This window comes from Serratia sp. Z4 (assembly GCF_009900725.1).
GTDB lineage: Bacteria > Pseudomonadota > Gammaproteobacteria > Enterobacterales > Enterobacteriaceae > Serratia > Serratia nematodiphila.
Genome location: NZ_JAAABD010000003.1, coordinates 328,012 through 346,535, shown reverse-complemented (window position 1 = coordinate 346,535; position 18,524 = coordinate 328,012). Strand labels below are relative to the sequence as shown.

General features: G+C 62.0%; 15 protein-coding genes. 7 read left to right on the top strand and 8 right to left on the bottom strand.

Features of this window, described 5'->3' with window-relative positions; all coding sequences use genetic code 11:
• Nucleotides 1-97: 97 nt before the first annotated feature.
• Entirely contained in the window at nt 98-2,329 is a 2,232-nt protein-coding gene (gene relA / locus GT753_RS15540; protein WP_004932686.1) for a GTP diphosphokinase, read from the bottom strand.
• 9 nt (nt 2,330-2,338) lie between these two features.
• Entirely contained in the window at nt 2,339-3,688 is a 1,350-nt protein-coding gene (gene rlmD, locus GT753_RS15535; protein WP_015376669.1) for a 23S rRNA (uracil(1939)-C(5))-methyltransferase RlmD, read from the bottom strand.
• Between the two features lie 66 nt (nt 3,689-3,754).
• Here rlmD and barA point away from each other — a divergent pair, with 66 nt between their 5' ends.
• Complete coding sequence (gene barA, locus GT753_RS15530; RefSeq protein WP_160125743.1) at nt 3,755-6,481, top strand: two-component sensor histidine kinase BarA; 2,727 nt, start codon at nt 3,755-3,757, stop codon at nt 6,479-6,481.
• A 68-nt stretch (nt 6,482-6,549) separates the two neighbouring features.
• On the opposite strand, the gene degP is transcribed toward barA, so the two are convergent.
• Nucleotides 6,550-7,989 (bottom strand): serine endoprotease DegP, encoded by a 1,440-nt coding sequence (degP, locus tag GT753_RS15525; protein ID WP_160125742.1) that lies wholly within the window; start codon nt 7,987-7,989, stop codon nt 6,550-6,552.
• A 181-nt stretch (nt 7,990-8,170) separates the two neighbouring features.
• Nucleotides 8,171-9,688 carry a dGTPase gene (gene dgt / locus GT753_RS15520; protein ID WP_099982107.1) on the bottom strand — a complete coding sequence of 506 codons (1,518 nt, stop codon included), beginning with the start codon at nt 9,686-9,688 and terminating at the stop codon, nt 8,171-8,173.
• 129 nt (nt 9,689-9,817) lie between these two features.
• On the opposite strand from dgt, the gene mtnN reads away from it, so the two are divergent.
• The 3 genes from mtnN to GT753_RS15505 are packed head-to-tail and all read left to right on the top strand — an operon-like array spanning nt 9,818 to nt 11,941.
• Entirely contained in the window at nt 9,818-10,519 is a 702-nt protein-coding gene (gene mtnN, locus GT753_RS15515; protein ID WP_015376665.1) for a 5'-methylthioadenosine/S-adenosylhomocysteine nucleosidase, read from the top strand.
• Between the two features lie 22 nt (nt 10,520-10,541).
• The gene (gene btuF, locus GT753_RS15510) at nt 10,542-11,327 is read left to right on the top strand and encodes a vitamin B12 ABC transporter substrate-binding protein BtuF (protein ID WP_160125758.1); all 786 of its coding nucleotides are present in this window, start codon (nt 10,542-10,544) and stop codon (nt 11,325-11,327) included.
• Nucleotides 11,327-11,941 (top strand): TRIC cation channel family protein, encoded by a 615-nt coding sequence (locus GT753_RS15505; protein ID WP_019455092.1) that lies wholly within the window; start codon nt 11,327-11,329, stop codon nt 11,939-11,941. The genes btuF and GT753_RS15505 overlap by 1 nt, the downstream gene beginning before the upstream one ends.
• 130 nt (nt 11,942-12,071) lie before the next feature.
• Here the strand turns inward: GT753_RS15505 and erpA are convergent, their stop codons facing one another.
• Together erpA and clcA are read right to left on the bottom strand one after the other, a co-directional pair.
• Nucleotides 12,072-12,416, bottom strand: coding sequence for an iron-sulfur cluster insertion protein ErpA (erpA, locus tag GT753_RS15500; protein WP_004932708.1), 345 nt, complete (start codon nt 12,414-12,416; stop codon nt 12,072-12,074).
• 89 nt (nt 12,417-12,505) lie between these two features.
• Entirely contained in the window at nt 12,506-13,945 is a 1,440-nt protein-coding gene (gene clcA, locus GT753_RS15495; RefSeq protein WP_033634217.1) for a H(+)/Cl(-) exchange transporter ClcA, read from the bottom strand.
• A gap of 174 nt (nt 13,946-14,119) precedes the next feature.
• Between clcA and hemL the strand changes: the two genes are divergently transcribed.
• On the top strand, nt 14,120-15,409 hold the full coding sequence (gene hemL, locus GT753_RS15490; RefSeq protein WP_015376661.1) for a glutamate-1-semialdehyde 2,1-aminomutase: 1,290 nt from the start codon (nt 14,120-14,122) through the stop codon (nt 15,407-15,409).
• Nucleotides 15,410-15,469: 60 nt separating this feature from the next.
• On the opposite strand, the gene ampE is transcribed toward hemL, so the two are convergent.
• Nucleotides 15,470-16,324: a beta-lactamase regulator AmpE gene (gene ampE, locus GT753_RS15485; protein ID WP_160125741.1), complete on the bottom strand. Its 855-nt coding sequence runs from the start codon at nt 16,322-16,324 to the stop codon at nt 15,470-15,472.
• The gene (gene ampD / locus GT753_RS15480; RefSeq protein WP_160125740.1) at nt 16,324-16,920 is read right to left on the bottom strand and encodes a 1,6-anhydro-N-acetylmuramyl-L-alanine amidase AmpD; all 597 of its coding nucleotides are present in this window, start codon (nt 16,918-16,920) and stop codon (nt 16,324-16,326) included. Before ampD ends, ampE begins: the two co-directional genes overlap by 1 nt.
• An 84-nt stretch (nt 16,921-17,004) precedes the next feature.
• Here ampD and nadC point away from each other — a divergent pair, with 84 nt between their 5' ends.
• Both nadC and ppdD read left to right on the top strand, forming a co-directional pair.
• Nucleotides 17,005-17,895: a carboxylating nicotinate-nucleotide diphosphorylase gene (nadC, locus tag GT753_RS15475; protein ID WP_004932717.1), complete on the top strand. Its 891-nt coding sequence runs from the start codon at nt 17,005-17,007 to the stop codon at nt 17,893-17,895.
• A gap of 188 nt (nt 17,896-18,083) precedes the next feature.
• Nucleotides 18,084-18,521, top strand: coding sequence for a prepilin peptidase-dependent pilin (gene ppdD / locus GT753_RS15470; protein ID WP_049242050.1), 438 nt, complete (start codon nt 18,084-18,086; stop codon nt 18,519-18,521).
• Nucleotides 18,522-18,524 lie beyond the last annotated feature (3 nt).

Here is an 18,524-nt window from a genome sequence, read left to right as displayed (position 1 = left end):
ATCTCTGAGAAAGAATGGGGGCGCATGGGAGCGCCCACCGAATGCATGGACCTCGGGCCGTATCGATAGCGCATACGGCCCGAAAGGCGATGTGAGCTTAGTTGCCGTGCAGACGCTTGGCGTCTATCACGTCCGGCAGCTGGTTCAGCTTCGCCAGCACCCGGCTCAGCACCTGCTGGTTGTAGATTTCGATATCCATGTCGATGGTGGCCAACTGTTTCTTGGTGTCGCTGCGGCTGGCAACCCCCAGCACGTTGACCTTTTCGTTGGCCAAAATGGTGGTAATGTCGCGCAGCAACCCGCTGCGATCGTTGGCCATCACGCGCACCACCAGCGAATAACCGCTGGAGTAGCTTTCACCCCATACCGCATCGACGATGCGCTCCGGCGCGTGCGATTGCAAATCGACCAGCTGATCGCAGTCCGCACGGTGGATCGAGATGCCGCGCCCCTGGGTGATAAAACCGACGATGTCGTCGCCCGGGATCGGCTGGCAGCAGCGGGCAATGTGGTGCATCAGGTTGCCCACGCCCTCCACCACCACTCGGCCGTTGTCCTTGTTGCGGGCCGGCGGCGGCGCTTTCTGCTGCACCAGCTGGCGCAGCGCCTCGCGATCCTGTTCTTCGGCGCTCGGCTTGTTGAACTTGCCCTGCAGGTAATTCACCATCTGGTTCAGGCGAATGTCCCCGCCGCCGATCGCCGCCAATACCTCGTCCAGCGAGTTCATGTTGTAGCGCGGGATCAGCAGCTTTTCGGCCTCTTTCAGGCTGATGCCGAGGTGTTCCAGTTCGTTGTCCAGCATCTGGCGGCCGGCGAGAATGTTCTTGTCGCGATCCTGCTTGCGGAACCAGTTGTGGATCTTCGAGCGCCCGCGGCTGGTGGTGACATACCCCAGGTTTGGGTTCAGCCAGTCGCGGCTCGGGTTCGGCTGTTTCTGGGTGATGATCTCAATCTGATCGCCCATCTTCAGCTGATAGGTAAACGGCACGATGCGGCCGCCGATCTTGGCGCCGATACAGCGGTGACCGACGTCGCTGTGAATGTGGTAGGCGAAATCGAGCGGCGTGGAGCCGGCCGGCAGATCCACCACGTCGCCTTTCGGGGTAAAGACATAGACCCGATCGTCGAACACCTGGCTGCGCACTTCGTCGAGCATCTCGCCGGAGTCCGCCATTTCTTCCTGCCAGGCGATCAGCTTGCGCAGCCATGCAATGCGTTCTTCGTAGCCGGAGCGCACGGTCACGCCTGCGCCCTCTTTGTACTTCCAGTGCGCGGCCACGCCCAGTTCGGCGTCTTCGTGCATTTGGCGCGTGCGGATCTGAATCTCTACGGTTTTGCCGCGCGGCCCCAGCACCACGGTGTGGATCGACTGGTAGCCGTTCGGCTTCGGGTTAGCGACGTAGTCGTCGAACTCATCCGGCAAATGGCGGAAGTGGGTATGCACGATGCCCAACGCCGCGTAGCAATCCTGCAGGCGCTCCGCCACGATGCGCACCGCACGCACGTCGAACAGTTCGTCGAACGCCAGGTGTTTTTTCTGCATCTTGCGCCAGATGCTGTAGATGTGTTTCGGCCGGCCGTAGATCTCCACCCGAATGCCTTCGTTGGCCATCTCGGCGCGCAGCCCGGCGACGAAATCGTCGATGAACTGTTCGCGATCGATGCGGCGCTCATGCAACAGCTTGGCGATGCGCTTATATTCTTCCGGATGCAGGTAGCGGAAGCAGAAATCCTCCAGCTCCCACTTCAACTGGCCGATGCCGAGCCGGTTGGCCAGCGGGGCGTAGATGTTGGAACACTCTTTCGCCGCCAGCACGCGTTCGTCTTCCGGCGCGTCTTTCACCTCACGCAGGTGGGCGATGCGCTCCGCCAGCTTGATGACCACGCAGCGGAAATCCTCCACCATCGCCAACAGCATGCGGCGCACGTTGTCGACCTGTTCGGAGGCCATCGAGTCGTTTTGGGTGGCTTTCAGTTGGCGAATGGCGTCCATGTCACGCACGCCGTGCACCAGCGCGACGATGCCCTTGCCGAACGCTTCGGTCAGGGTCTCTTCCTGCACGATGCCGGCGTCCACCAGCGGGAACAGCAGCGCGGCGCGCATGCTGTCATTGTCCATGCTCAGCGTCGAGAGAATTTCCACCATCTCCAGGCCGCGCCACAGCAGCAACGAGGCGTCAGGATGGTTTTGGGTCTGCTGCTCACAATAACGCCAGGTTGCGGCCAATCGCTCACATGACTGCGGGTTAGGTAGCCCCAAGCCGGCGATCCACTCATCAAGAGCGAACTCACCCGCCGTATTCAGATGTGCACTTCTTACCGCAACCATAACTTCTCCCTACTTTGCAGCGACCTCTGGCGCACGCTCGTTGATAAACAGCGCCATTGATTCAAGATGCCCCGTGTGCGGAAACATATCCAACATCCGCACGCGCGCAAGACGATAACCGGCGTTCAACAGCACGTTGCTGTCGCGAGCCAGCGTGGTGGGGTTACAGGAAACATACACCACCCGCGCCGGCGCCAGTTTTACAATGTGTGACATCACCCCGGCCGCACCAGCGCGGGCGGGATCCAGCATCACCTTATCAAACCCTTGTGCTGCCCAAGGTTGCCGCGCAACGTTGTCCTCCAGATTCTCATGGAAGAACGACGCATTATTCAGCTTATTCTTATGTGCATTATATTGCCCATTCGCTACCAGCGTGGCAACACCTTCGATGCCCACCACCGCGGCGGCGCGGCGCGCCAGCGGCAGGGTGAAATTACCCATGCCGCAGAACAGGTCCAGCACCCGATCATTGGGTTGAATGTCGAGCCATTCAAGGGCCTGCGCCACCATTTGTTGGTTTACGACGTCATTGACCTGAATAAAGTCGCGCGGACTGAAGTCTAAGCGTAGCCCGTCAACCTGATAATACGGCGTTTCACCGCACAGTTTTTCCACCCGTTCGCTGTCCGGCGCCAGATAAACGGCGACCTTTTCCCGCTCGCCAAACGCCAACAGCGCCTGCCGATCCGCCTCTTTCAGCGCGTCGAGATGACGCAGCACCAGCAGCGGGCCGTTATCCGCCAGCACCAGCTCCACATGCCCCAGCCGCCGCACCGCCTGCAGCCCGCTCAGGCAGGCGCGCACCGGCGCCAGCAGCTGCTCCAGCTCCGGCCGCAGCACCGGGCAGTGCTCCACCGCCACCAGCTCGCTGGAGGCCGCCTGGCGAAAGCCCATCATCAGGCGCTGCTGCTTCGGCTGCCACGCCAGGCTCAGGCGGGCGCGGCGGCGATAGCCGTATTCCGGGCCGGCGATCACCGGTTCCTGTTGCGGGGTTACTCCGGTTTCGCGGGCGATCATGCGCACCAGCGCCGCCGCCTTGCTCTGCTGTTGCAGCGCCTCATCCGCATGTTGCTGCTGGCAGCCGCCGCACACGCCAAAATGCGGGCAGCGCGGTTCTACCCGCTGCGGGCTGCGGCTCAGCAGGCGTTTGAGCTTGCCTTTGGCGAACTGACGCTTGTCTTCGGTCAGCTGGATTTCCGCCTGCTCGCCCGGCAAGACGCCCGGCACGAACACCGCTTTGCCGTCGTGGCGCGCCACGCCCTGGCCGAAAGGATCGAGATCGCTCACCGTCACGGTGAAGATTTGTGAGCTCTGCCGGGTCGTCACGCGGCGTTTGGGAGAGTAGAATTGCGCCATATTTGTCGATTGTGTGCTGGTTCATTAAGCTAGTGTCAGCTGTCAATTCTCCCACATTGGAATCCCATGACCAAATACAGCCTGCGTGCGCGCATGATGATCCTGATTCTGGCACCGACCTTGCTGATTGGTTTGCTTCTCAGCACCTTCTTCGTGGTGCACCGCTATAACGAGCTGCAGGAACAACTGGTCGACGCCGGCGCCAGCATCATCGAGCCGCTGGCGGTGGCCAGCGAGTACGGCATGACGTTCCGCAGCCGCGAATCGGTCAGGCAGTTGGTCAGCCTGTTGCACCGCCGCCATTCGGACATCGTGCGTTCGATCACCGTGTTCGATGCGCAGAACAATTTGTTCGTCACCTCCAATTATCATCACAACTTCGCTCAGCTGCAGCTGCCGAAAGGCGTGCCGTTGCCCACCGATCTGATGCTCACCCGACGCGGCGATTCGCTGATCCTGCGCACGCCGATCCTGTCGGAAAGCCAGTATCCGGATGAAACCGCCGACGGCGGCAGCCATCCCGACAACAACCTGGGCTATGTGGCGATCGAGCTGGATCTGCAGTCGGTGCGGCTGCAGCAATATAAAGAGGTCTTTGTCTCTACCCTGCTGTTGCTGCTGTGCATGTGTATCGCCATCCTGTTCGCTTACCGGCTGATGCGCGACGTGACCGGCCCGATCCGCAATATGGTGAACACCGTCGACCGCATCCGCCGCGGCCAGCTCGACAGCCGCGTGGAAGGCTACATGCTCGGCGAGCTGCACATGCTGAAAAACGGCATCAACTCGATGGCGATGTCGCTCACCGCCTATCACGAAGAGATGCAGCAGAACATCGATCAGGCCACGTCAGACCTGCGCGAAACGCTGGAGCAGATGGAGATCCAGAACGTCGAACTGGATCTGGCGAAAAAACGTGCGCAGGAGGCGGCGCGCATCAAGTCCGAATTTCTGGCCAACATGTCGCATGAGCTGCGTACTCCGCTCAACGGCGTGATCGGCTTCACCCGCCAGATGCTGAAAACCGATCTGAGCGCAACCCAGACCGACTATTTGCAGACCATCGAGCGCTCGGCCAACAACCTGCTGACCATCATCAATGACGTGCTGGACTTTTCCAAGCTGGAGGCCGGCAAGCTGGTGCTGGAGCATATTCCGTTCGCCCTGCGTGAAACGCTGGACGAAGTGGTGGTGCTGCTGGCGCCCAGCGCCCACGACAAGGGCCTGGAGCTGACGCTGGATGTGCACAACGACGTGCCGGAGCAGGTGATCGGCGACTCGCTGCGCCTGCAGCAAATCATCACCAACCTGCTGGGCAACGCCATCAAATTCACCGAAACCGGCAATATCGACATTCGCGTCGAGCTGCGCAAACAGCTGGATCGCCGGGTGGAAGTGGAAGTGCAGATCCACGATACCGGCATCGGCATCTCCGAACGCCAGCAGTCGCAGCTGTTCCAGGCATTCCGCCAGGCGGACGCCAGCATCTCCCGCCGCCACGGCGGCACCGGGCTGGGGCTGGTGATCACACAAAAGCTGGTGAAAGAGATGGGGGGCGATATCTGCTTCCACAGCCAGTTGAACCGCGGCTCGACCTTCTGGTTCCATATCACGCTGGATCTGAACGAGGGCATGCTGTCGCTGGCGCCGAGTCTGCCGGATCTGAACGGCAAAACGCTGGCCTATATCGAGTCTAACCCGACGGCGGCGCAGGCGACGCTCAACATGCTCAGCGTCACGCAGCTGGTGATCACCCACTCGCCGACGCTGGGCCAGTTGCCGCCAAGCCACTATGACTTCCTGCTGGCCGGCGTGCCGATCCCGTTCCGCGACAACATGGCGCAGCATCAGGACAAATTGCTGGCCTCGCTGAAGCTGGCCGATAGGGTCATTCTGGCGCTGCCGTGCCAGGCGCAGATCGATGCCGAGCTGCTTAAACAACAAGGCGCGCTCGGCTGCCTGATCAAGCCGATCACCAGCACGCGTCTGTTCCCTCTGCTGAGAATGGAGACGCCCGATCGGCTCGCCGCCCCGCCTGAGCGTAAACGTCTGCCGCTGACGGTGATGGCGGTCGACGACAACCCGGCCAACCTGAAGCTGATCGGCACGCTGCTGGGCGAACAGGTGGAAAAAACGCTGCTGTGCGAGAGCGGTGAGGAAGCGCTGGCGCTGGCGCGCAACAACGTGCTGGATCTGATCCTGATGGACATTCAAATGCCGAAGATGGACGGCATTCACGCCAGCGAACTGATCCGCCAGTTGCCGCACCACAACTCCACGCCGATCGTCGCCGTCACCGCCCATGCAGCCAGCGGCGAGCGCGAGCACCTGCTGCAGGCCGGGATGGACGACTACCTGGCCAAGCCGATCGACGAGAAAATGCTGACCCGCGTGCTGTCGCGCTATCACAGTGGCGAAATGGAAAACGCCGTCGCCGACGACGCGCCGCTGTCGCTCGACTGGCCGCTGGCGCTGCGCCAGGCGGCCAATAAGCCGGATCTGGCGCGCGATCTGCTGCAAATGCTGCTCGATTTCCTGCCGCAGGTGCGCGAGCGGGTGCAGGCGCTGCTCGAGGGGCAACACGACGACGAGATCCTCGACCTCGTCCATAAGCTGCATGGCAGCTGCAGCTACAGCGGCGTGCCGCGCCTCAAGCAGCTGTGTTTCTACCTCGAGCGGCAGCTGCGCCAGGGCATCACCAACGACGAACTGGAGCCGGAGTGGCTGGAGCTGTTGGATGAGATTGAACTGGTGATCCACGCGGCGCGCGCGCATCTGGCGCAACCGGCCTGAATCCTCAGGCCATAATGCAAAAAGGCACGCCGTAGCGTGCCTTTGTTGCTTTTAGCGCCTGACGTTTATCACTGCGCCAGCAGGTACAGCTGGCTATCGCCGCGCTGAATATTCAACGCCAGCACCGACGGTTTGCTGTCGAGGATTTTACGCAGCTCGCCCAGGTTCTGGATCGGCTGTTGGTTCACGCCCAGGATCACGTCGCCCTTTTTCAGGCCGATACGCGCGGCGGCGCTGCCGGCTTTCACGCTGTCGACCTTAACGCCTTTCACGTTGCCGACCTGGGTATTGCTCAGCTCGGCGCCTTCAATGCCGGTGTAGATATTGCCCGAGGCCACCTGGGTCTGCGCGCTTTGCTCCAGCGTGACGTCAATCGTTACCGGCTTGCCGTCGCGGATAATGCCCAGCGACATCTTGCTGCCGACCGGCAGCGTGCCAATCTCTGCCCGGAACGAGGCGAAGCTGGAGATGGCCTTGCCGTTCATGGTGACGATCACGTCGCCGGCCTTGATGCCCGCCTTCGCGGCGGAAGATTTCGGCATTACCTGGCTGACGAAGGCCCCACGCTGCGCGTCGACCTTCATCGCCTTGGCCAGCTCCGAGTTCAGCTCGGTGCCCATGATGCCCAGCTCGCCGCGTTTCACCTGGCCATACTCGACCATTTGCGCCGTCAGGTTTTTCACCATATTGCTCGGAATGGCGAAGCCGATGCCGATGTTGCCGCCGTCCGGCGCCAGGATCGCGGTGTTGATGCCGATCAGCTCGCCGTTCAGGTTAACCAGCGCGCCGCCGGAGTTGCCGCGGTTGATCGCCGCATCGGTCTGGATAAAGTTTTCGTAGTTTTCGATGTTCAGGCCGCTGCGCCCCAGGGCGGACACGATGCCCGAGGTGGCGGTTTCGCCCAGCCCGTAGGGGTTGCCGATCGCTACGGTGTAATCGCCGACGCGCAACTGATCGGAATCCGCCATCTTGATCGCCGTCAGATTCTTGAAGTCTTTCAGCTGGATCAGGGCGATGTCGGAACGCGGATCCTTGCCGATCACCTTGGCGTCGAAACGGCGGCCGTCGCTCAGCTGCACCTGGATCTTGTTGGCGTTATCCACCACGTGGTTATTGGTCACCACATAGCCCTTGGCGGCATCGATGACCACCCCGGCGCCCAGCGCCTGGAATTTCTGCTGCGTGCCCTGCGGCTGGCCATCCGGCCCAGGCTGTTCACCGCCCTGACACATCGGCGAGCCCTGGAACGGCGAACCGTCCTGGCAGAACGGCGAATCTTCACCGAAGAACTGTTGGAACTGCTGCGGCATGCGCGGCGTATTGACCGTGGTGCTGCCCTCAACGTTAATGCTCACCACGGAAGGCATTACCTTTTCCAGCATCGGCGCCAGGCTCGGCAACTGCTGGGTGCTGGAAGAGGCGGTTTCAGCGGCGCTGGCCGTCACCGGGCCCATCGCCATGCCGATGCTGAATGCCAATGCGCTCAGAACTAATGCGGTTTTTTTCATCTGTGTGTCTCTTATAAAGTCGTTCAAAAAAGAATGGCCGTCTTGCGTGCTTATTCAGAGTTAATTAATAGCCTGAAGTTCCGGCACAGATGATTGGCAATAGTAAACAAATATTGTCCGTCTTTACAAAAATCAAGACAGCCAACCGGTTGGAATTGCTGATAATTATTCCTCAGCTTAATTATTCCGCCGCCATTAATCGACGATATTCATCATAGGCATAAAGGTCGGTCATTCCGCTGATATAGTCCTGCAATAAACGCGCGCGGAAATAATATTCCCGAATGGCTTGCTGCTCCGGCGATAAATGCTGCAGCCCTTCTACCGCCTCCGCATACGCCAGCCGATGCTTGGTGGACAGCTTGTGGAACAGGCGCGTTTCGATCGGGTAAGCGCGGTGGCTGTCCTCACGCACCAGCAGGCTGAAGTCCGCCAGCGACATCGCCAACAGCGGGCTGTAAATGTCCAGCAGGCCGCTGATCACCCGGTAGCCTTGCAGCTCGAGCTGTTCGACCTCCGGGTGGTTGAACACATGCTTGAACGCCACATTTTTAAATATTTTCAGCAGCCGGTAGGCCGGGCTGGAATCCTCCAGCAGCGCCTGATTGAAGCTGCCCTGATAAACCGCGTCCAGATTGTCGATAAAGCGCTGCGCCGCGTGCGGCACCAGCCGCGCCACGGTAAACACCCGCAGATACATGAAGAACTGATCTTCCGCGCTGCGCCGCGCGCCACCGCGATCGATCTTGCGAAACGCGCTGGCGACGGTCTTGTCGAACAGATCGCCCGGCGCCACCTCGCCCCACTCCTGAATCAGGTGCTGATACAGTTGCTCGACGGTGAAAATGCTCTTCTCCACCGCGTCTTCCAGATCGGCCACACAGTACGAGATATCGTCGGCGGCCTCCATAATGTAGGTCAGCGGGAAACGATCGAACTCGCCCATATGCAGCTCACGCCGCAGCCGATCGACGAAGGCCTCTTCCGCCAGATAGTAGCCGGGCTTTTTCATCAGATAACTGTGGCTGGCGGGGATGTCGCTCGCCCAGTAGGCCGGGCGGGTGTATTTCAGAATGCAGCCGACCTGCGCGTAGGTCAGGTTGAGCTTGAGCAGGCTGTACACCATGCGGATCGCCTGGGCGTTGCCCTCGAAGTGGCTGAGATCCTGACGGATCCGGCTGCGCAGCCGGTTCAGATCGCTCTCCCCTTCATGCAGGCGCAGCGTCGCCACCTGGCAGCGATCGTGGCTGCCCGGCTCGCTGCCGCAGCTGGCGGGATCGAGCCGCTGGGAAAACCAGTCATTGATCGCCGATTCGCCGAAGTGACCGAACGGCGGATTGCCGATGTCGTGCATCAGGCAGGCCATTTCCACGATGCTTTCAAACGGATCGAGCAACCGGGTCAGGCCGAGTTCGTCGATCTTCCCCGCCTGTTTGAAGCGGTTGAGGATCTCTTTGGCGATATGGCGCCCGACCTGCTGCACCTCCATCGAGTGCGTCAGGCGGCTGCGCACCGCCGCGTTGCGCTCCAGCGGAAATACCTGAGTTTTTTGCTGCAGACGGCGAATGGCCGCCGAGTTGACGATGCGCCCGCGATCGCTCTCGAACTGCCGCACGATGTCGTACTCTTCCTCGGCCTCGATCGGTTTGCTGAAAGGCCGTTGGAAGCTGATTTTTTGCTTGAAGTCGATCCCGGACATCTGTTTCTCCGCCGTTGCGCCCTGCCCCCGTGATAACAATTCCCGGCGGCGGATGCAACGCATTATCTCTCTTACACAGCCATGATAGACTATGCCGCAATTCTCACGGCCAATCAGCGAGTGTTATTTATGAAAGTAGGCATCATCGGCGCAATGGAGCAGGAAGTCACCCTGCTGCGCGATCAAATCGAAAACCGTCAAACCATCCAGCGCGCGGGCTGCGAAATCTACACCGGCCAGATCGGCGGCGTTGACGTGGCCCTGCTGAAATCCGGCATCGGCAAAGTCTCTGCGGCCATGGGCACCACCCTGTTGCTGGAGCACTGCAGCCCGGACGTGGTGATCAATACCGGCTCCGCCGGCGGCCTGGCCAGCACGCTGCGCGTGGGCGATATCGTGGTGTCGGAAGAAGTGCGCTACCACGACGCCGACGTCACCGCCTTCGGCTACGAGCCGGGCCAGATGGCCGGCTGCCCGGCGGCGTTCGTCGCCGACGACGCGCTGATCGCGCTGGCGGAAAGCTGCATCAAACAGCTGGATCTGCACGCGGTGCGCGGCCTGATCTGCAGCGGTGACGCCTTCATCAACGGCGCCGAACCGCTGGCGCGCATCCGCGCCACCTTCCCGAGCGTCGCCGCCGTGGAAATGGAAGCAGCGGCGATCGCCCACGTCTGCCATCTGTTCGGCACGCCGTTCGTGGTGGTGCGCGCCATTTCCGACGTCGCCGACAGCGAATCGCACATGAGCTTTGACGAGTTCCTGGTGGTAGCGGCCAAGCAGTCCACGCTGATGGTCAACGCCATGCTGCAAACCCTGGCCAAGCGCGGTTGATGTGAGACTGTGCTTCACCTCGATGTTCTGCCTGTTGGCGCTCTGGCTGGCTCTGCCGGCCGGCGCCGCGCAGCGGGTGATCAGCCTGGCGCCCAACGCCACCGAACTCGCCTATGCCGCCGGCATGGGCGATGTGCTGGTGGCGGCGAGCGCCTATTCCGATTACCCGCCGCAGGCCGCCAGGCTGGAGCAGGTGGCCTCCTGGCAGGGCATCAATCTGGAGCGGGTGCTGGCGCTCAAGCCGGATCTGATCCTCGCCTGGCGCGGCGGCAATCCGCAACGCGCGTTGGATCAGCTCGCCGCGTTCGGCATCCCGATCTTCTATGCGGACGCCGACAATCTCGAAGGGATCGCCGGCTTGCTGGACAAGCTGGCGCGCTACAGCCCGCACCCGGACCAGGCGCATCAGGCCGCAGAAGGCCTTCGCCGCCAGTTCGCCGCTCTCAGGCAACAGTACGCCACTAACGTGCCACGCCGTGTGTTGCTGCAGTTCGGCACCCAGCCGCTGTTCACCAGCTCCGGCGCCACGCTGCAAAGCCAGGTGCTGGCGCTGTGCGGCGGGCAGAACGTCTTCGCCGACAGCCGCCCCCCTTGGCCGCAGATCAGCCGCGAGCAGGTACTGGCGCGTCAGCCGCAGGCCATCGTCATCACCGGCGGCGCGAAAGAGGCCGCCAATGTGAAAGCCTTCTGGGCGCCGCAGCTGCAGGTGCCGGTGATCGCGCTGAATGAAGACTGGTTCAATCGCGGCGGGCCGCGCCTACTGTTGGCGGCGCAGCAGCTGTGCCGCCAGCTGGCGGAGATCCGCTGATGCTGGTGTTCTGGCTGGATATTCTCGGCACGGCGGTGTTCGCCGTCTCCGGCGTGCTGCTGGCCGGCAAGTTGCGCATGGATCCGTTCGGCGTGCTGGTATTGGGCGTGGTCACCGCGGTCGGCGGCGGCACCATCCGCGACATGGCGCTGGCCAACGGCCCGGTATTCTGGGTCAAGGATCCCACCGATCTGGTGGTGGCGATGATCACCTGCGTCTTGACGCTGCTGCTGGTGCGCCAGCCGCGCCGCCTGCCGAAGTGGGTGCTGCCGGTGCTGGACGCCGTCGGGCTGGCGGTGTTCGTCGGCATCGGCGTCAACAAGGCCTTCGCGGCCGGCACCGGCCCGCTGGTGGCGATCTGCATGGGGGTGATCACCGGCGTCGGCGGCGGCATTATCCGCGACGTGCTGGCGCGCGAGATCCCGATGATCCTGCGCACCGAAATTTACGCCACCGCCTGCATCATCGGCGGCATCGTGCACGCCACGGCGTTTTACACCTTCGGCATGCCGCTGCAGCAGGCCATGATGCTGGGCATGCTCATTACCCTGGCCATTCGGCTGGCGGCCATTCGTTGGCATCTCAAGCTGCCCGCCTTTATTCTCGAACGCTGAGCAGCCGCACATCACTCACGGCCGGCCGGCCGGCGCAGGAGAACGGCACGGCAGTGATCCTCGTGGAAGGATAGGCATAAAAAAACCCGCCGGCCGTAAGGCGAGCGGGTTGATATTCTGGCAGGCAAACTCAGATGCTGAACGACGAACCGCAACCGCAGGTGGTTTTGGCATTCGGGTTGGTCACCACAAAGCGCGATCCTTCCAGCCCTTCGGTGTAGTCCACCGAACCGCCGACCAGGTACTGCAGGCTCATAGGATCGACCACCAGCGCCACGCCCTGCTTCTCGATGGTCATATCGCCATCGTTGACCTTGTCGTCAAAAGTGAAGCCGTACTGGAATCCGCTGCAGCCGCCGCCGGTAATATAAACCCGCAACTTCAGGTTCGGGTTTTCTTCGTCAGCAATCAGGAACTTAACCTTGTTTGCTGCTGCCTCGGTAAATTGCAGGGGCAGTGCCGTTTGATCACTCATACTCTTTACTCCCAACATTGTTCAGCATCAGATCGCGACTATGGCTGCCTGATTAATATTAACGATTATCCGATACCTGAGTGTTGCGTTCAAGTATTCACCGCATTTGTTGTATTTTCCTTACTTGTTTTCTGCGCCGCCTCCCGCGCCAGCTGCGCCTCCTGCTTTTGCAGCGTGCGGGCCAGGATCGACGAATAAAGCGGCTTGCCGCCGAGCAGCTGCGCCACCACCGTGGCGCCGAGGCAGGTGATGATCATCGGTAAAATAAGTTGGTAGTTGTCGGTCATTTCCAGCACCAGCACGATGCCGGTCAGCGGGGCGCGCACCGTGGCGGCGAACAGCGCCCCCATGCCGGCGATGGCGAAGGTGCCCGCCTCAATGCCGTACTGCGGGAACAGATGCGCCCCCGCCAGCCCGAAGGCGGTGCCGAACAGCGTGCCCAACGCCAGCATCGGCGCGAAGATGCCGCCCGGCGCGCCGGAACCGAAGCACAGCAGCGTGGTGAAGATGCGGGTGATAAAGATAAACATCAACATGCCGACGCTGTAGTTGCCCGCCGCGGCGATCGGGATCAGCCCAAAGCCGCCGCCCGCTGCCTCCGGCTGGATCAGCCCCAGAATGCCGCACACGCCGCCGAGCAGCCCGCCCATCAGCAAGACATTGCGCATTCTGCCGCCGTGCAGGCGCGCGAACATGTCCTGGGTGCGGAAGATCAGCGCGTTGAACCCCACGCCCACCGCGCCGAAGATCGCCCCCAACACCAGATAGAGCCACAGGGTATTGATGGGCGCCGAAGAAAGTTTGTCGACCGCGATCACCGCCCCCTGGCCGTTAAACAGCTGGAACACCACGCTCGACATGATCACGCCGATAAACACCGCTTTAATCGAGATCAGGTTGTAGCGGAACTGCGGCCGCATCTCTTCGATGATGAACAAGATGCCGGCCAGCGGCGCGTTGAACGCGGCGGACAACCCGGCGGCGGCCCCGGTCGCCAGCAGCGTATGACGCGCCTCGGCGCCGCGAATGCGCAGCACGTCCAATACCATGCGCCCGACGTTGCCGCCCATCTGCACCGTGGGCCCTTCACGCCCCAGCACCATGCCCGCCCCCAGCGTGCCCATGCCGCCGATGAATTTCACCGGGATCACGCGCCACCAGCGTACCGGCCGCAGCTCTTCCAGCGCGCCTTCGATTTCCGGAATGCCCGAGCCGCCCGCCTCAGGCGCAAAGCGCCGCACCAGGTAATAGCCCAGCGCCGCCAGCGCGGCGGACAGGATAAACGCCAGGGGCCACACCAGAAGCCAGGAGTCGGCGACCTGCGCCAGCGAAGCCAGCCGCTGCTGCTGCACCCACTCCACCGCTTTATCGAAGGCCACGCCGAGCAAACCGGCCAGCGCCCCCACCAGCGCGGCCATCACCAGGATCGCCACCGGGGTTTTATCGCGGCGAATAAACTGACGCACCGCATCGCTGCGGCGCAGACGCGGGCTCAACGTCCCGACGGGCTGTGATTGTGATTCTGTCATCGCGAGTGATTCGTCAGGTAATTTGTAATACAAATCGGCAGAGCGATAATTCTACCCCAACCTGGCGGCGGACGCTGCCGTTAATGGTATCTGACTGTGATCGTTTCATAACGCGGCGCTCTCCTCTAGAATAGCGCGGTCAAATCATTCAAAAGAGAATCCAGGAGCCGATTTATGAGCCTACACAGCAAGTCCGAAAGTCTGTACGCCCAGGCGCAACAGTTGATCCCCGGCGGGGTAAACTCTCCGGTGCGTGCATTCACCGGCGTGGGCGGTGTGCCGCTGTTTATCGAGCGGGCAGACGGGGCTTACCTGTTCGATGCCGACGGCAAGGCCTATATCGACTATGTCGGTTCCTGGGGGCCGATGGTGCTGGGGCATAACCACCCGGCGATCCGCGACGCGGTAATCGAAGCGGCGCAGCGCGGCCTGAGCTTCGGCGCGCCGACCGAGATGGAAGTCAAAATGGCGCAGCTGGTCACTGAGCTGGTGCCGACGATGGATATGGTGCGCATGGTGAACTCGGGCACCGAAGCCACCATGAGCGCCATCCGCCTGGCGCGCGGCTACACCAACCGCGATAAAATCATCAAGTTCGAAGGCTGCTATCACGGCCACGCCGACTGCCTGCTGGTGAAAGCCGGCTCCGGCGCGCTGACCCTCGGCCAGCCGAACTCACCGGGCGTGCCGGCCGACTTCGCCAAGCACACTCTGACCTGCACCTATAACGATCTGGATTCGGTGCGCGCCGCCTTCGAACAGTACCCGTCCGAAATCGCCTGTATCATCGTCGAGCCGGTCGCCGGCAACATGAACTGCGTGCCGCCGCTGCCGGAATTCCTGCCGGGCCTGCGCGCCCTATGCGACAAGTACGGCGCGCTCTTGATCATCGACGAAGTGATGACCGGCTTCCGCGTCGCGCTGGCCGGCGCGCAATCCTATTACGGCGTTGAGCCGGATCTGACCTGCCTCGGCAAAATCATCGGCGGCGGCATGCCGGTGGGCGCCTTCGGCGGCCGTCGCGAAGTAATGGACGCGCTGGCGCCGACCGGCCCGGTCTACCAGGCCGGCACCCTGTCCGGCAACCCGATCGCCATGGCGGCGGGCTACGCTTGTTTGACCGAAGTCTCACAGGTCGGCGTGCACCAGACGCTGACCGAACTGACCGAGATGCTGGCCGCAGGCCTACTGCATGCGGCGCAGGAGGAGAATATTCCGCTGGTGGTCAACAACGTCGGCGGCATGTTCGGCCTGTTCTTCACCGACGCGCCGGCGGTCACCTGCTACCAGGACGTGATGCAGTGCGACGTGGAACGCTTCAAGCGCTTCTTCCACCTGATGCTGGAAGAAGGGGTGTATCTGGCGCCGTCCGCCTTCGAAGCGGGCTTCATGTCCGTGGCGCACAGCAAGGAAGACATCCAGCGCACCATCGACGCCGCGCGTCGCTGCTTCGCCAAGCTGTAATCCCGGCCGAATGGCCAAAAAAAAACGGGCGCCTCGGCGCCCGTTTTTTTTCTCTGCGGCTTAAAGCAGCGTGCCGTAAATGGTCAACAGCGCCACCACCACCACGATGATCATCGTCACCTTGCGCGCCAGCGTCACCGCCGCCCGCGGCGTTTGCACCGGATCCATATGCGGATCGCGCGCCAGCGAGAACTGGGCCAACCGCGTCAGCACCTGATACGACGACGAATGCCGATCCCCGAGCGAGGCGAACCAGGCCGGCAACGCGCGTTCACCGTGGCCAAACAGCGCGTAGGCCACTCCAGCCAAACGCACCGGGATCCAGTCCAGCCAGTTCAGCAGGTGATCGATGCCCGATTGCAAACGCTCCAGCGGCGTATTGTGGCGCGCCAGCCAGGTTTGATAGGCGCGCAGAAAGGCATACCCCGCCAGCGCGATCGGCCCGTACGGCCCAAAGACCACAAACCAGAACAGCGGCGCCAGGTAATAACGGAAGTTAATCCACAGCAGCGCGTTTTGCAGCTCGCGCAGGCGCAGCTCTTCGCTGCAGTCCACCGGCAAGCCGTGGATCAACGCCAGCTCTTCCGCCATCTGATCGCTGGCGTGGATATCCCCCTGCCGCGCCGCTTTCAGGTAGGCGCGGTAGTGTTTGCGCTTGATGCCGGCGCCGACGCACAGCAGATCGATGACGATCCACAGCAGCAGCGTCACCACGCCGAAGAACAGCCCGTGCGACAACCACAGAACGCCCCAGACGATCACCATCCAGGCGGCGGTCATCGCCAGCGTCTGTGCCAGCGAAACCCGATGCAGCCGCTGAAATACCACTTCGAGGCGATGATCCAGCTGCCAGTGTTCTCCCAGCTTGAACAGGCGCTCCCAGGCCAAAACCAGCAACAGCGTAAACAGCGTCATTAGCGATTCCTCTCCCTTTTTCTTGTCTCAAGCATAGCGTCGGCGGGCGCGCCGCGTTGTTCCAGAGATGCCAGATAGCGATCCCAATCGAACGCCGGCCCGGGATCGGTCTTGCGGCCGGGGGCGATATCGCAATGCCCGGCGATATTGGCCGCCAGCGGCGGATAACGTTCGGCCAGCAGCACGGTGACCGCCTGCAGCGTGCGATATTGCGCTTCGGTGTAGGGTAACTGGTCAGTGCCTTCCAGCTCGATGCCGATGGAGAAATCGTTGCACCGATCGCGCCCCTGATACAGGGAAACGCCCGCGTGCCAGGCACGCTGGTCGAAAGGCACATACTGCACCATCTCTCCGCCGCGGCGAATCAGGCAATGCGCCGACACCCGCAGCTGATGGATCTCGGCGAAATAAGGGTGCTGCGCAGGGTCGAGCGTGCCGGTGAACAGCTGGTCGATATAGGGGCCACCGAACTCGCCGGGCGGCAAGCTGATGTTGTGGATGACCAGCAGCGAGGGCGGCTCGTCATCCGGGCGCCGATCGCAGTGCGGCGAGAGCACTCGCGTCACCCCAACAATCCAGCCATTTTCCAACTGCATCAGACACCTCTCTGCGGTGGTACTTATTCCTGCAACAGAGTAGCATGTTCCCCTACGATCTAACCGTCCATTTCGGAGTTTTCCATGCCGACACGCCGCTACAGTGCCGACAGTCGCCGCACCGAGCTTCTTGAACGAATTGAAAGTGATATTCCCTATGCCGTCGCCCAGGCGCTGCGCGAAGACCTGGGGGGCGAAGTCGACGCCGGGCGCGATATTACCGCGCAATTGTTACCGGCAGACAAACAGGCCGAAGCCACCGTCATCACCCGCGAAGCCGGCGTGTTCTGTGGCCGTCGCTGGCTGAACGAAGTCTTTATTCAGTTGGGCAATCAGGTGCAGGTGGAGTGGCTGGTGGCGGACGGCGACCGTCTGACGCCGAACCAACCGCTCTGCCGGCTGCGCGGCCCGGCGCGGGTGATGCTGACCGGCGAGCGCACCGCGCTGAACTTCGTGCAGACGCTCTCCGGTGTGGCGACCGAAGTCAGCCGCTACGTGGCCCTGCTGGAAGGCACCCGGACTCGCCTGCTCGATACCCGCAAGACCTTACCCGGCCTGCGCACCGCGCTGAAATACGCCGTGCTGTGCGGGGGCGGCAGCAACCACCGGCTGGGGCTGTCCGATGCCTTCCTGATCAAGGAAAACCACATCATCGCCTCCGGTTCTATCAAGAACGCGGTGGAAAAAGCCTTCTGGCTGCACGCCGACGTGCCGGTGGAAGTGGAAGTCGAGTCGCTCGATGAACTGCAGCAGGCGCTGGATGCCGGCGCCGACATCATCATGCTGGACAACTTCAGCGTAGAGATGATGCGTCAGGCGGTCGCACAAACCCAGGGCCGCGCCCAGCTGGAAGTGTCCGGCAACGTCACCCGCGAGACGCTGCGCACCTTCGCCGAGACCGGCGTGGATTACATTTCGGTCGGCGCGCTGACCAAGCATGTGACCGCGCTCGATCTGTCGATGCGCTTCAAATGATCCCCTCGCCCCCGGCCGCTGCCGGGGGCGTTACCGCAGTTTGCGAAGCCCCTCGCACCGTTTTTCCCTCCGCTGCAAACGACATCAATACTGATGGAAGTACGCCGAGAAACGCGTAAAACCTGCTCGCCGTTCCCCCGCGCAAACCGCTACCGTTGTCTTCCACACCCCAATGGAGGAAACAACGCATGGAAACACAACGCGGCTTTACCCTGATAGAACTGATGGTGGTGATCGCCATCATCGCCATCCTCAGCGCCATCGGCATTCCCGCCTACCAGCGCTACATCCAGAAAGCGGCGATGACCGACATGCTGCAAACCATGGCGCCGTATAAAATGGCGGTCGAGCTGTGCGTGCTGGACGAAGGCGCGCCCGCCGGCTGCGAGGCTGGCAGCAAAGGCATTCCCACCGGCGGCACGTCGCGCTATGTCAGCGGGGTGAAAGTCGTCAAAGGCGTGATCACGCTGACCGGCAGCCAAACGCTACAGGGCCTGGCGGTGGCATTAACCCCCAAGTCGAACGCCGATGGGCTGACCCGCTGGACCCGGCTGTGCAGCAGCGAAAACGCGACGTTGGTTGAGGTGTGCCAGGAAGTCTTCCGCTTCGACAACGCGGCGGAGTAATGG